General features: G+C 59.9%; 14 protein-coding genes. 11 read left to right on the top strand and 3 right to left on the bottom strand.

Annotated elements, in window-relative coordinates:
• Positions 1–227: 227 nt before the first annotated feature.
• The gene (locus ASC92_RS09000) at positions 228–758 is read right to left on the bottom strand and encodes a MarR family winged helix-turn-helix transcriptional regulator (RefSeq protein WP_056513532.1); all 531 of its coding nucleotides are present in this window, start codon (positions 756–758) and stop codon (positions 228–230) included.
• Between the two features lie 431 nt (positions 759–1,189).
• Here ASC92_RS09000 and ASC92_RS08995 point away from each other — a divergent pair, with 431 nt between their 5' ends.
• The 3 genes from ASC92_RS08995 to ASC92_RS08985 all read left to right on the top strand — a co-directional run bounded on the left by ASC92_RS08995 (position 1,190) and on the right by ASC92_RS08985 (position 4,514).
• Entirely contained in the window at positions 1,190–2,239 is a 1,050-nt protein-coding gene (locus tag ASC92_RS08995; RefSeq protein ID WP_056513529.1) for an IS110 family transposase, read from the top strand.
• Positions 2,240–2,580: 341 nt separating this feature from the next.
• The gene (locus ASC92_RS08990; RefSeq protein WP_414820402.1) at positions 2,581–3,783 is read left to right on the top strand and encodes a branched-chain amino acid ABC transporter substrate-binding protein; all 1,203 of its coding nucleotides are present in this window, start codon (positions 2,581–2,583) and stop codon (positions 3,781–3,783) included.
• 77 nt (positions 3,784–3,860) lie between these two features.
• Positions 3,861–4,514, top strand: a complete 654-nt coding sequence (locus tag ASC92_RS08985; protein ID WP_056513521.1) for a flavin reductase family protein — start codon at positions 3,861–3,863, stop codon at positions 4,512–4,514.
• 37 nt (positions 4,515–4,551) lie between these two features.
• Here the strand turns inward: ASC92_RS08985 and ASC92_RS08980 are convergent, their stop codons facing one another.
• Complete coding sequence (locus ASC92_RS08980; protein ID WP_056513519.1) at positions 4,552–5,541, bottom strand: fumarylacetoacetate hydrolase family protein; 990 nt, start codon at positions 5,539–5,541, stop codon at positions 4,552–4,554.
• A gap of 216 nt (positions 5,542–5,757) precedes the next feature.
• Positions 5,758–6,489: an SDR family NAD(P)-dependent oxidoreductase gene (locus ASC92_RS08975; protein ID WP_056513512.1), complete on the bottom strand. Its 732-nt coding sequence runs from the start codon at positions 6,487–6,489 to the stop codon at positions 5,758–5,760.
• Between the two features lie 271 nt (positions 6,490–6,760).
• Here ASC92_RS08975 and ASC92_RS08970 point away from each other — a divergent pair, with 271 nt between their 5' ends.
• The 8 genes from ASC92_RS08970 to ASC92_RS08935 all read left to right on the top strand — a co-directional run bounded on the left by ASC92_RS08970 (position 6,761) and on the right by ASC92_RS08935 (position 13,701).
• Positions 6,761–7,951 (top strand): ABC transporter substrate-binding protein, encoded by a 1,191-nt coding sequence (locus ASC92_RS08970; protein WP_056513509.1) that lies wholly within the window; start codon positions 6,761–6,763, stop codon positions 7,949–7,951.
• Positions 7,952–7,967: 16 nt separating this feature from the next.
• On the top strand, positions 7,968–8,840 hold the full coding sequence (locus ASC92_RS08965; protein WP_056513506.1) for a branched-chain amino acid ABC transporter permease: 873 nt from the start codon (positions 7,968–7,970) through the stop codon (positions 8,838–8,840).
• Positions 8,837–9,838 (top strand): branched-chain amino acid ABC transporter permease, encoded by a 1,002-nt coding sequence (locus ASC92_RS08960; protein ID WP_056513502.1) that lies wholly within the window; start codon positions 8,837–8,839, stop codon positions 9,836–9,838. The genes ASC92_RS08965 and ASC92_RS08960 overlap by 4 nt, the downstream gene beginning before the upstream one ends.
• A complete protein-coding gene (locus ASC92_RS08955) occupies positions 9,835–10,578 on the top strand; it encodes an ABC transporter ATP-binding protein (RefSeq protein ID WP_056513499.1) in 744 nt (247 codons plus the stop codon). Before ASC92_RS08960 ends, ASC92_RS08955 begins: the two co-directional genes overlap by 4 nt.
• Entirely contained in the window at positions 10,571–11,272 is a 702-nt protein-coding gene (locus tag ASC92_RS08950; protein ID WP_082519547.1) for an ABC transporter ATP-binding protein, read from the top strand. Before ASC92_RS08955 ends, ASC92_RS08950 begins: the two co-directional genes overlap by 8 nt.
• A 110-nt stretch (positions 11,273–11,382) precedes the next feature.
• Entirely contained in the window at positions 11,383–12,255 is an 873-nt protein-coding gene (locus ASC92_RS08945; protein ID WP_056513493.1) for a helix-turn-helix domain-containing protein, read from the top strand.
• Between the two features lie 111 nt (positions 12,256–12,366).
• The gene (locus ASC92_RS08940) at positions 12,367–12,738 is read left to right on the top strand and encodes a tautomerase family protein (protein ID WP_056513490.1); all 372 of its coding nucleotides are present in this window, start codon (positions 12,367–12,369) and stop codon (positions 12,736–12,738) included.
• Between the two features lie 27 nt (positions 12,739–12,765).
• The gene (locus ASC92_RS08935; RefSeq protein ID WP_056513487.1) at positions 12,766–13,701 is read left to right on the top strand and encodes a 3-keto-5-aminohexanoate cleavage protein; all 936 of its coding nucleotides are present in this window, start codon (positions 12,766–12,768) and stop codon (positions 13,699–13,701) included.
• Positions 13,702–13,799: the final 98 nt, after the last annotated feature.

The raw sequence follows: 13,799 nt of genomic DNA, 5'->3' as shown, positions 1-13,799 counted from the left end.
TGCAAGGCAAGGATCAATGCTGACTACCGAACCGACCACAGCCTCATCGACAGGACTGTGCAAGCTCAACAGTTGACCGATCGGATGAGCCGAAGCGGCCTGCGTCACGTCGGGCCGGGCTCCCGCTGCAAGTCCACAAGACAGTCGCCGGTGCCGATCGAGCGCGCCAGGCGGGTCCTCAGGGCGGCGTCCGCGGCAGAACGCTGGTGGATCTGCAGATCGAGCGATCAATCCTCCAATTTGTATGCCTTCAGAAACGCGTCGGAAGACACCTGATCGGCCAGGGCCCGGAGGGTCGCAGCCGAGGCTGGGCTCAGGATAACCTCCACACGGTCGTTTGCCGCGGCCCATCGCACCGCCGCTTCTGAAAGCCGAGTTCTGCCAAGCCGAGTGAGCACGCCGTGCTTGGTCCGACGGTCCTTGGCGTCCGCGTGCAATTCGACGAAGCCGTCGCGCACCAGGGGCCTGAGCGCATGTGTGAGAGCCGACAGCTGGATAGCGAGCCGGGCCGCCAGTTCCTGCAGCGTGGGTCCCTGTGGATTGGCAACCATGAGCTTGTCTATTTCCGCGATGAGCGCGAGCTGCGTGGCCTTGAGGTCCAACGGCGCCAGCGCTTCGTCATACAGCTGGCCAAGCCGGCGGGCTGCAAGGCGCAGTGCCGTGTTCGTGCAGACACGCCCGCCCAAGACCCCCAGCTCATCCGCGGGCGGCTGGTCCAGGCGGTTCTTCGCGTCGACAACTTTGATGTTTATTCCCATGCTTTCAAAATGGTTGAGTACTGCACCAGTCACGGCCGGCGGTGAATCGCTTCTACATTCAAACCCTCAACTTTTTGTTGAGCCCTCAATTTTATTGAAAAGCCATCAATGACACACCCAACTCCAGGAAAGCCGCCCTTGACATCAGGGCTTCTTCCGGAATCGGCCCGACCGTACGCGCCAAGACGCGCCTTTGAACGCTCCGACAGCGGACATGTTCTATACGCCCGGTGCCAAGGGAGACACAGCTATCCAGCGCTCGCCGGCTGACCTGAAAACAATAATGGAGATGGTATGGACGCCTCCCCCCTCGCTGATCGACTGCGCGTGGTGGAGAAACAAGTGATGAATTTGGGGGCCTCGCAGTCGACGGCATCAAGTGCCAGAGTGGAAGTTCGACGTAGTAACCACTCTCAGACGGAGGCCCCGAAATGAATCGTACGACGTATGGCTTGGACATTGCAAAGAACGTGATGCAACTTCACTGGGTTGATGGCGAGACGGGCGAGATCGAGCGCAAGAAGCTCGCTCGAGCCAAGCTGAGCGAATTCTTCGCGCAGCGGCAACCGGCGCGCGTGGCAATGGAGGCGTGCGGCAGTGCGCACCATTGGGCGCGCGTGCTGGGCGGCCTGGGCCACCAGGTGGAGTTGCTTCCGGCGCGACAGGTGCGTGCGTTTGTGCGCAGCAACAAAGATGACGCAGCCGATGCACGCGCCATCTGGCTGGCGGCGCAGCACACGGACATCCGTCGTGCACCGGTCAAGACCCTGGAGCAGCAGGCGGTGATGTCGCTGCACCGGGCACGTTCGCACTGGGTGAGCGTGCGCACGGCCACGATCAACATGCTGCGCAGCTTGCTGTATGAGTTCGGAGTCGTGCTGCCAGGCGGCAAGAAGGCAGGTTTGAAGACGATCAGCGCCAAGCGCGCGGAGATCGACGTCCAACTGCCGCAGCCGATGCGTCGGCTGGTCGACCTGCAGCTCGAGACGCTCAAGGGGGTCGATCTCAGCATCGATCGCCTGGACGCTGAGATCGCCGAGCAACAACGCCAGCTTGCCGCGGCACGCACGCTGCGAGAAGTGCCGGGCATTGGCGTGCTCGGCGCGACAGCGCTGGCCGCCACGCTGGGTGACGCGAGCGGCTGGCGCTCGGGACGGGAGTTTGCAGCCAGCCTTGGGCTGGTTCCATCGCACAGCGGAACAGGCGGCAAGACGCACGTGGGTCACCTGAGCAAGCGCGGTGACCCCTACCTGCGCACCCTGCTCATTCACGGTGCACGCGCGGTCATCGCCCAGGCGAAGGTAAAACCCGCATGGCTCGAAGAATTGCTGCGACGCCGGCCACTGAACGTAGCGGTGGTGGCGTTGGCCAACAAGATGGCTCGCACGGTCTGGGCGCTGGTGGCGCACGGGCGGGCGTACCGATCGGAGTGGAAGAGCACTCCGCCAAGCGGCTGGGGCGCGCAAGCGCAGACAGCTTAGATCAACAACCTGAGACAACAACCTATAGGAGTGGAAGCCGCAAAGAGTGCGTGAGTCGAGTCGATGAAGTGATGGTGGAGCGGTCGGACCGCGGGTCGGGTAAAGCTGAATGTTTGTCTGGGCAAGCCTCGTGCCAAGCCCGCCACGGAGATGAGCACCGACCCCGCGCATGACCATCAAGGCCAGCGGGCGGGCTTGGGTCCGATCTGCACAAACAGGCCGGATATAAGACCGCAGTCATTACCGCCCCAGTCAGAACTTCAAAAACTCGCTTGCCACACGGGAGGCGTCCATATAAGACAAAAATGAAACTTGCCATCAGAACCACATTGATCTGCGCGATGCTTGCGGCCGCCACCACGTCCATGGCCCAGCGGGGCGAGACGGTCAAGATTGCCTGGATCGATCCGCTGTCCGGCCTGATGGCCGCGGTGGGAACCAACCAGTTCAAGACCACGCAATTCCTGGCCGAGGAGTTCAACAGGAAGAGCCTGTCGGGGGTGAAGTTCGAAATCCTCGGCCTGGACAACAAGCTCAGCCCACAGGAGACCTTGAGCGCCCTGCGTTCGGCGCAGGACCAGGGCGCGCGGTATGTCATGCAGGGTAATGGGTCCGGGCCGGCGCTGGCGATCATCGATTCCATCGAGAAAAACAATGCGCGCAACCCCGGCAAGGAAATGCTTTTTATGAACTACGCGGCCGTGGATCCCGACCTGACCAACAGCAAGTGCAGCTACTGGCACTTCAGGGTGGAAGCTGACACGTCGATGAAGATGGAAGCGTTCACCACATGGATGAAAGAGCAGCCCGACATCAAGAAGGTCTACATCTTGGGTCAGAACTACGCGCATGGCGTGCAGGTGAGCAAGTACGCCAAGGAGGGCCTGAAGCTGAAGCGTCCGGACGTTCAAATCGTCGGCGACGATCTGCATCCCTTGGCCCAGGTTCGTGACTTCTCCCCATACATCTCGAAGATCAAGCAATCCGGCGCTGATTCCGTCATCACGGGCAACTGGGGATCCGATCTGTCACTGCTGCTCAAGGCGGCCAACGACGCCGGCCTGAACAACGTGAAGTTCCTGACTTACTACGCTTACGGCACCGGGACCCCCACGGCCATGGGCAGTGCGTCGGAAGGCAAGGTCTTCAACGTCGCCTATGCGCACGCCAACATGGGCGGCGACATGCAAAAGAGCATGGAGGCGTTCAAGAAGAAGTTGAACGAAGACCTCTATCAGCCCTCGATCCACCATGTCTTTTCCCTGCTCGATGCCGCGTTCGCGCAAGCGAAGTCGACGGACCCCGTCAAGGTGGCTGCCGCGCTGGAGGGCATGAAGCTGAAGAGCTTCAACGGCGAAATCGAGATGCGCAAGTCCGACCACCAGCTGCAACAGAGCCTGTACGTCACCCGCTGGGAAAAGAAGAGCGCCAAGTACCCCTACGACGCGGAAAACACCGGCTACACACTGGCCCCCGTGAAGCACTACGCGCCTTATGTCTCCAGCACGCCCACCACGTGCCAGATGAAGCGGCCGAACGCCTGATCGAGCGATGACGGTCGAGGTCCGGCTTCAAACCACCGGGCCTTCTCCCTCGACCTCTTGCCAGCAGAGTCCACCCCATGAATTCCGAACGATTCCACTACTACGAGCCGGCGAATGGACACGGGTTGCTTCACAACCCCTTCAATGCGCTGATCGCGCCTCGCCCCATCGGGTGGATATCCACCCAGGACCACGAAGGCCGCCTCAACCTGGCGCCCTACAGCTTCTTCAATGCCTTCAACTATGACCCGCCGATCCTGGGCTTCTCGTCCATCGGATGGAAGGACAGCGTTCGGAACGCTTCGGACACGGGGGAGTTTGTCTGGAACCTCGTGACCCGAGAGCTCGGACCGCAAATGAACCAGACCTCGGCGCCTTTGCCCCCGGGTGCCAGCGAATACGGGTTCGCGGGCCTCACGCCGGCGCTGAGCCGCCTGGTCAAGGTGCCGCGCGTCGGCGAAGCACGCGCCGCGATGGAATGCAAGGTCATCGACGTCGTCCAGTTCAAGGACCAGAAAGGCCAGCCGGTTTCGAGCTGGCTCGTTCTGGGCGAAGTGGTCGCCGTCTACATCGACCGCGAGCTGATCAAGGATGGCGTCTACCAGACTGCGCAAGCACACCCGATCCTGCGGGCGGGACGAGGCGGCGACTATTGGGAGGTCACTCCGGAAACAATGTTCGAGATGGAGCGGCCTGAAGGCAGCAGCGTGCCGGCCTTTCACGGCACGTGACGGACGGCGGCGCCTTCTGAGACGCAGGAGTCGCGGCCTACACCACACCTCCCGGAAATTGCCGCGCAATCCTCTGATCGATGGCGCCGAAGATCGACTGCCCCTCGTCGTCGAGCATCTCGATGCGAACGCGTTCGCCGAATCGCAGATATGGCGTCCTGGCCTCCCCGTGTTTTTCGATTTCCATGCCCCTGATTTCCGCGATCGCGGCAGAACCGGCAAAGTCATCCGGGCCCGACACGGTACCCGACCCCAGCAAGGTTCCTGCGCGCAGCCTGCGCGTATAGGCCGCGTGAGCAATCAAGGGACCGAAGCCTCGCTTCATGAGCGACGCGTCGGGGTTTCCGATCCATTCCCCGTTGCGATGGACCTGCATTTTCCGGTGCAGGCGATTCTGGATCCACCAGGGCTTCACTTCGTCCAGCGATACGGCCACGGGCGAAAAGCTGGTCGATGGCTTCGCCCGGATCATGCCGAAGCCACTTTGCATCTCTTGCGCCTGGAGTGCTCTCAAGCTGCAGTCGTTGGCGAGCATCAAGAGCTTGATGTGCTTCGTTGCATCCTCTTCGGACACGCCCATCGGAACATCGCCGAGCACCGCGACAACCTCGCCTTCCAGGTCGATATCGAGCGATTCGTCCGGAAGAATCAGATCTTGGGTGGCGCCTCGCATGTCGTCCGTTCCGCCCTGGTACATCAGCGGAGCCGCGGACGCGAGGGCAGGAATTCCCAGTGCCTTGCACACCCAATGCCCATGATTGGGAAAGTCCGAACCGTCAATCCATTGGCTTGGCCGCGGCAAGGGCGCAGCACACGAATCAACTTCGAAGGAAAAACCGGCGCCCGGTGGGTCCGCATTGAGCGCCTCGTACCGTTGTTGGAGCAACGGCGCCGCGACCTCCCAGTGCTCCAGCGCCGACAGCAGATCCGGCGCGATGTCGGATGCGTCCACGGCCCGCTGCAGGTTGCGCGAGACCACAATCAAGCGGCCATCTCGACTCTCACTTCTATAAGTTGCCAACTTCATTGAATTCACCTTTCAGGTTTTGCTGGATCGTTGGCCCGCAAGCTGCACGTACCAACTAGACAACATCGTCGTTCATGAGCGGAACGCTTTGGCCTTGCTCTTGTCCTGTGGCCAACAGCTCAAGCGGCGACCCGGGGCGGAGTCAACTTCATCTGCATGGCTTCACGCCGTGCGGCAGGTCATTCAGCATCCCCCTTGAGTGAGCCTGCTGCAGCTTCAGAAAGGCTCTTTGTATGGACGCACGTCGAGCTCATGCGTCCATGCGGTCGGCGGCTGCAGATGCAACTGCAGGTACATCTCAGCGATGCCATCAATCGAGAGGAGGCCGTCTTCTCCGCGTTCAGCCACCACATGGGGACGGATGGTGCGAAGCCTGTTCCCGTTGATCCCGCCGTCCACGACGATATGTGCTATGTGTAGGCCTTGAGGGCCGAATTCACGTGCCATCGCTTGCCCCACCATTCGCAAACCAGACTTTGCGGCTGCAAAGTGGCCGTATCCCGCCCGGCCACGCATGCTTCCAGAAGCGCCAGTAAAAACTATCGTGCCGCGACTATTGGGCAGCATTCGCCTGACAGCTTCCTGGCCGACCAGAAAGCCTGCATAGCAGCCGATCTCCCAGAATTCGCGGAACTGCTGAGGCGTCACGTCCAGAAACGGGATGTTGGCGTTGTTGCCTGCATTGAAAACGGTGACATCCAGAGGGATAGTGCCGTTTTCAGTGGCTCTCCGAAATGCTTCGACTACATCGGCGGGGATCGTCGCGTCCATTGAAACGGCATGCGCGAGCCCACCGTCTTTTCTGATGGCCTCGGCTACGCGAGTCACCTTCGTTTCAGTCCGTCCACAGAGAAATACCTCGAACCCGGCTCGAGCGAACCGGCGACCTACTGCCGCCCCCAGTCCCTCTTCGGCGCCTACGCCGATGATGATTGCGCGTTGGTTCATTCGTGACCTTTCAACTCCGTCATTGGTTCGCCGGCGTCAGGGTGAAGGAAACAGTCCCTGGCCATGGTTCAGGGTTAAACGACACACTCTGATTCAAGGGGATTGACGAATGTTAGCCACGTCTTCTCGAAAAACGACACCCGCCGAGACACGTGATGGCGCTTTTCCAAACTCGTGGCGCTTGGCGGCACGCCTTCTAAATGGGGAGAGAGCACATTTGGGAGCGCGGGACCACCCCTGGCCGACAACATTCTTCTCAGGAGACATAACCATGCGTCGCATCATTTCTCGTCGAGCCATCGTTGTCGCTGCGCTGCTTGCTGCCGCAACGGCGTCCATAGCTCAGCCCAAGCCGATCAAGATCGGCCTCGTGCTTCCTTACCGTGGGGTATGGGCCCAACTCTCTGAACCCATGGAGCGCGGCTTCCAACTCGCCATCGACGAGTACGGGCCAGCGCTAGGACGTCCGATCGAAATCATCCGTGCGGACGACGAACTCACGCCGAGTGTGGCGGTGCAGCGCTTCAACAAGTTGGTGAGCTCCGACCAGGTGGACCTTATCGCAGGCGTGATTGGATCCAACGTGGCCATCGCGCTGTCTGAACTTGCTGATCGCGCGAAGAAGCCGATTGTGTTCTCGGGTTCCTTCGCCGATGAAGTGACTGGCAAGTACTGCAGCCCCTATGTCGCGCGAACCTCGTTCAGCGCCAACGGCTTCCAATTCAATGCCGGCAAGTACTGGGCATCCAAGGGTATCAAGACGGCCTTCATCCTCGGCCCTGACTACGCCGCAGGCCATGCTTGGCTTGGAGCGTTTCGTCGCGGGTTTCAAGCGGCCGGTGGCAAAGTTGTACAAGAGGCCTGGACTCCGTTCCAGAAGACCAAGGACTGGGGCCCGGCGCTGACCCAGGCGAGCACGTCGGGCGCCCAGATGATCTATTCGATCTACGCCGGCAATGAAGCGGCACAGGTAGTCAAGCAGCACGCCGAGTTCGGGCTTCGCGAAAAGCTGCCCCTGATCGGCGATCAATGGGTGTATGACGAGGGCCTGTGGCCTGCTCTTGGTGACTTGGTCTATGGAGCCAAGTTCATCGCGTCCTACTTCCCGGAGCTCGAAAATTCGGAGAACAAGAAATTCGTCGCCGCATACCAGAAAAAGTACGGCAAGGTCCCGGAGATCAACGCAGCACTTGGCTATGACAACGGCAAGGCCATCATGCTCGCCCTCGGCAAGACCGCGGGCGTGATGCCGGCAGACGGCGCTCAGTTCATCTCCAACCTGCGCTCGTTGGACTTCGACAGTCCGCGCGGAAAGATTCGGTTCAACAAGCACAACAGCGCCCAACTCGAGAAAGTCTATGTCCTGGAACTGGTGAAACAGTCCAATGGCCAGCCCCGGCGCAAGCTCCTCGACACCTTCGCCGGTGAGGCGGACTTGCCGCAGTGCGAGAAGTCGTTCTGATCAGCGGGGTGCTGTGATGCTGGTTTTGCAACTTCTCAACAGCTTGCAGTTGAGCATGCTGGTATTCCTTCTGGCCGTCGGCTTGACGCTCATCTTCGGTCTGATGGACACGCTCAACTTGGCGCACGGGGCCTTCTTCACACTCGGGGCTTACGCAGGCTACGTAATTGCAAAGGCGACAGGCTCGTTCTGGATGGCCGCGCTGTTTGGCCCGTTGATCCCCTTTGTGCTTGGCGCGCTTCTGCAGGCCTTCGTACTGCAACCGCTTGCCTCTCGCGGACGCTCAACGCACCTTGACCTCGCGCTCCTGACGTTCGGATTTCTGTTCGCGACCGCGGGCGCCGTCGAGTACTTTTTTGGCTCGAATTTTTTCACGATCCAGCTCCCCTCGGCGCTGACGGGGCGAGTTTCGATGTTTGGAGTGGACTACCCGGTGTACCGCTTCTTCATCATCGGGGCGGGCCTTCTCGTCGCCGCAGTACTCATACTTGTGGTGGACAAGACGCTCCTCGGCGCTACGTTGCGCGCGGGTGTGGATAACCGCGAGATGGTTGTTTCTCTCGGCATCAACATCAATGTGCTGTTTGCTCTGGTGTTCGGATTGGGCTCGGCGCTGGCTGGCCTGGCCGGCATCATCGCAGCACCCACCATGAGCATCTACTCCCAAATGGGTCTGTCGATCGCCGTGCAATCGTTCGTGGTGGTGGTGGTAGGGGGCCTTGGAAATCTCAAGGGATCTTTCTATGCCTCATTGATTGTCGGCACTACGGACACCCTGGCGCAGGCCTACTTCCCAGAGGCTGAGCTGTTCGCCATCTACGTTCTGCTGATCCTCGTGATGATCGTTCGCCCCAACGGGCTGTTTGCTGGAAAGCTGAGGGTCGCATGATGGCAGAAGCTACTTTGAACACTGCAGTCAATGGCAGCGGGAACACCTCGGTGGGCAAGAAGAGCCAAGCGATTTGGTACGGACTCGCCGCTTTTGGGATCTGCCTGGCAGCGGCGCCACTCGCTGCTGGTGGTTATTACATCACCCTGGCCACGGAGATCGTCATCGCCGCGGTGTTTGCGCTGGGGCTCAACCTGCTGATTGGCTATACCGGCATGGTGTCGCTTGGACACGCCATGTTCTTTGGCTTGGGGGGGTATGGAATCGGCATCGGATGCACCTTGCTGAAAGCGCCGCTCTGGGTTTCCGTGATCGTCACTTTGGTCGCGGTGGCATTGGTCTCTGCGATCATTGGGGCGATCTGCACTCGCACGAAGGGTGTTCAGTTTCTGCTGATCACGCTGGCGTTCTCGCAGATGATGTACGGTGCCGCGATCAAACTGCCGTGGACAAACCGCTCCGACGGCATGTCCGGCATTCCTCGCCCGGACCTCGGGTGGTTCGGCGTGGACAGCGCATCTCCCGTGGGCTTCTATTGCTACACGATGGTCGTGTTCGGGCTCTGCCTGCTGCTGTTCTGGCGGATCGTGACGTCACCAGTCGGGACTGTGCTTGTAGGCATTCGCGAGAACGAGCGCCGTACCGTCTCCATGGGCTATGCGGTCGGCTGGTACAAGGTGGGTGCGTTCATCATGTCGGCCTTGCTCGCCTCGGTCGCAGGAATTCTCCAGGCGCAATACACGTACTTCATCAGCCCGGATTCGATGACCTGGCAAATGAGTGGGGAAGGCGTCCTGCTCGTGATCATTGGCGGAGTAGGGACGATCCTCGGGCCACTGGTCGGTGCCGGTGTGTTTGTGCTCGTCAAACAGGCGTTGAGCATGATCACGGAGGAATATCTTCTCTTCTTCGGGATCTTCTTCATGATCGTCGTTGGCTTTTTCCGCGGCGGTGTCGTCGGAGCCTTTGAGAACCTTCTGAAGGGGCGGGCGAAATGAACGCACTCGAAGTCAAGAATTTGCGTAAGTGCTTCGGCTCCTTCGAGGTCCTCAAAGACCTGAGCCTCACCGTGAAGCGAGGTGGCCGCCATGCGCTCATCGGTCCCAATGGGGCAGGCAAAACGACGCTGTTCAACTTGATCACTGGATGGGACAAACCCACCTCGGGAGACATCGTGGTCGAGGGCGCGCCGAAACACGCCCGGCCCGACGAACTTGCGCGGCACGGGGTCGCGCGTTCATTCCAAAAAAATGCACTCTTCGAGAACGTCACCGTTCTGGAAAATCTGCGAGTTGCTGCCCAGGCGCTTCACCCCTCCCGGACGGCGATGTTTTCGAGCACCGCGAGCCACAAGGACGTGCTGGCGCGTGCCGCGGAGGCCGGCCGCATGATGCGGCTGGACGATGTGTTCCACCGCAAGGTGAAGGAACTCTCCTATGGCCAGAAGCGCCAACTGGAAGTCGCGATCGCACTGTGCAGCAAGCCCCGAATCTTGTTGATGGATGAACCGGCAGCCGGGACCTCGCCGACCGAGCGGGCGCAGCTGATCTCGCTGCTTCAAAGCCTGCCGCGCGAGCTGACCATGGTTCTGGTGGATCACGACATGGACGTGGTTTTTGCAGTGTGCGACATCGTGACCGTGCTTAGCTACGGAAAGGTCCTGGCTACCGGCACACCGGATGAAATCAAAAAGGATCCACTTGTGGTCGAGGCTTACCTGGGGCATGGTCATGCTTGAGCTGCAACAGCTTCATACCTACTACGGAGACAGCCATATCCTGCAGGGCATAGACCTGCAGGTGAAGGAGTCGCAATGCGTGGCCGTTCTGGGGCGAAATGGAGCGGGAAAATCCACTACGTTGCGGTCCATCGTTGGGCTCACCCCCTGCCGCCGAGGGCGAATCGTTCTGAACGGGCAGGATGTCGGCGCACTGCCGACGCACGCCATCATCAAGCGCGGCATTGCCTATGTTCCGGAGAATCGAGGAATTTTTGCTTCGGTTACCGTGCTCGAGCATCTCCATATGGCGTATGCAGCAGCACGTGGCCGCAACAAACGACGGCCTGTTGACTATGCGTTCGAATTGTTCCCGCGCTTGGCGGAACGGCGCTCCAGCGCCGGAGGGCAGCTGTCTGGTGGGGAACAGCAGATGCTCGCCGTTGCTCGCGCGCTGGTGACAGGTCCTGACCTGCTAATCCTTGATGAGCCGAGTGAAGGATTGGCGCCGGTGATTGTCGAGCGCCTCGAAGCCGTGCTCCATCAAGTCAAGCGGGAGCAGATTCCGATTCTCCTCGTCGAGCAGAACTATGCCCTGGCAACCCGGCTGGCCGACTACACGTACGTGCTGAGCCAGGGGCGGGTCCAGTTCGCCGGCACAGTGGAAGAATTGAAGGCGAATGAGCAGGTCAGGCGGATGTACCTTGCGGTCTGACGTTCTTTTACTCATCTGCGTAGGTACTAACGTTGATGACGACAGGTCAGTCTCACCATACCCTTTGCCAAGGTTCGCCTTCCTGGCTGACCCTTGCACAGGAGACTCTCTTGGGCTCAGGCTCAGCAGCCAATTACATTCGTCAGGTCAGTAGTGAGGTGGTGTCTTCGACGACCACCCAGACGTCCATTGCGCGCATCGAGATCTTCAGGCGAAAGCAATCGGACGATCACGTGCAGTGGGAATTTTGCCAGCCGGAAATGACGCTCTTTTGGCATCGTGAAGGCTTTCGGCGCATGCATGGCCGTGTCGATGGTGCCCACGTCGATTGCGATTTTGCAGGCGGCTCGACACTCTCGATCTTCGCTCCAGAAGCCGACATCCGGACCGAGTTCGATTCGAGCGAGCACTGCGACTACGTTGCCGTTTTTTTTGATGCGGACCTTCTCAGGAACAATCATGGCGTTGAGCCGCCCGGCAATAAGGTCGGCTTCAATAATGAGGCTATTCGCCGTAGTTTGGTCGAGATTTGCCGCGAAGCCGAGCATCGCGACGATCTCTTTCAACTCTATGCGGAAGGCTGGGCGCTCCAAGCGCTGGCAGCGGTAACGCGAATCGCCCGCACCAATCTCGCGTCCTGGACGCCAAAGGGCGGTCTGCCCACACGGACCATCCGGCGCGTCGAAAACTACGTCCTGGAAAACATCGGAAGCGACATCAGTTTGGACGAGTTGTCCAAGCTTGCGGGGCTGAGCAAGCGTCATTTCCTACGGGCATTTTCGGAGAGCTTGGGAACGACGCCGCATCGCTACGTGCTCTCGCGCCGAATCGAGTCGGCGAAGCAAAAGCTCGCCCGGCAGTCGATTTCCATCACAGAAGTCGCACTCGAAAGCGGCTTCACACATGCACAGCACTTCTCGACGACATTCCGGCGTATCACCGGCGTGACTCCTACGGAGTACCGCCAGAGCCTGCACGCCTGACGGGCGCTGACGCCACCGCAGCTGCCGTCACTTCCGCGAACGTTTGACTCTTCTTCGGAAGACTCCCTGCACATTCAAACCTACGCTACGGACTTCCAAAAAGGAGTTCGAATGCCTCTCATCATGTGCTACACCCGCGCCGGACTCGACGTGGGCACCAAGGCCAAGCTGGCCGCTGCCATCACGGACAAGGTCCACGAGACAATCAAATCCGATTTCTATCACATCAGCGTCATCTTCGATGACCTGGCTTCGGAGAGCAGCTACGTGGCAGGCAAGGCCGGCAATGACACCCTCATCATCTGCAATATTCGAGTCGGGCGTTCTGATGGGGCGATCCAAAAGCTATCCAAAGCGATAAGCGATATCTGGCATGACATAACACAACAGAGCGAAGACGAGATCGAAGTGGCAGTGCAGGAGTTTCAGGGGAAATTCGTTGTTCGCGGCGGGAAGCCTATGCCTGAGGCACCTTACGCCTGAAGCTTCCAACAACGACAAGTAGGCTCCATGTCCGCCCCCCAATCCAAGATCATCGTCACATGTGCGGTCACCGGCAGCGTTCACACGCCATCGATGACTCCGCACCTGCCCATTACGCCAACTCAGATCGCTACGAGTGCTGTCGAGGCTGCGGCCGCCGGCGCGGCGATTCTTCACCTGCACGTGCGTGACCCGAAGGACGGCCGGCCGTCGGCGGATCCGGCGCTGTATTTCGAGTGCCTCGAACAAATCAAGGGCCGTTGCGAAGCGGTTATCAACATTACTACCGGCGGTTCCCAGGACATGACTGTGGAGGACCGCCTCAAGGCGCCCCTGGAACTGTCACCCGAGATGGCATCGCTCAACCTCGGGACAATAAACTTCGCGCTCTTCCCCATGATCGAGAAGACGAAGTCATTCAAGCACGAGTGGGAGCCGAAGTTTCTGGAGGGAACCCGCTCGGGATTCTTCCGAAACACTTTTGCAGATATCGAACGCATCCTCAGCCAGCTTGGCGCTGGTGGAACCAAGTTCGAGTTTGAGTGTTACGACATTGGCCACCTCTATACGCTTGCCCACTTCGCCGACCGCGGCATCGTCAAGCCGCCATTCTTCGTTCAGAGTGTGTTCGGAATCCTGGGTGGGATTGGCGCGGACCCCGAAAACGTCCTCCATTCCAAGCGCATCGCTGACAAGCTTTTCGGAGCCGACTACAGATGGTCGGTCTTGGCGGCCGGGCGACAGCAGATGCCGCTCGTGACCCTATCAGCAATCAACGGCGGCAACGTGCGTGTCGGGCTCGAGGACAGCATCTACATCGGCAAGGGGCAACTGGCCCGTAGCAACGCGGAGCAGGTGACGAAGATCGTTGCCATCTTGCAGGAATTGGGTCTGGCCATCGCAACTCCCCAGGAAGCGCGGGAAATGCTGCGCCTGAAGGGTGCGAACAAAGTCAACTTCTAGGCAAGTAGTCCATCTCCGACGTATAGGCAGCTAAGAACGCGTCGGAAGCTGCGGGTCGGGAGGCGCACTGCTGTGTTCGTGCAGACCCGGTCGACAAC

Source organism: Variovorax sp. Root411, assembly GCF_001425205.1.
In the GTDB taxonomy this organism is placed as follows: Bacteria; Pseudomonadota; Gammaproteobacteria; order Burkholderiales; family Burkholderiaceae_C; genus Variovorax.
The sequence above is the reverse complement of the archived record's forward strand: the minus strand, read 5'-3'. Positions and strand labels throughout refer to the sequence as shown.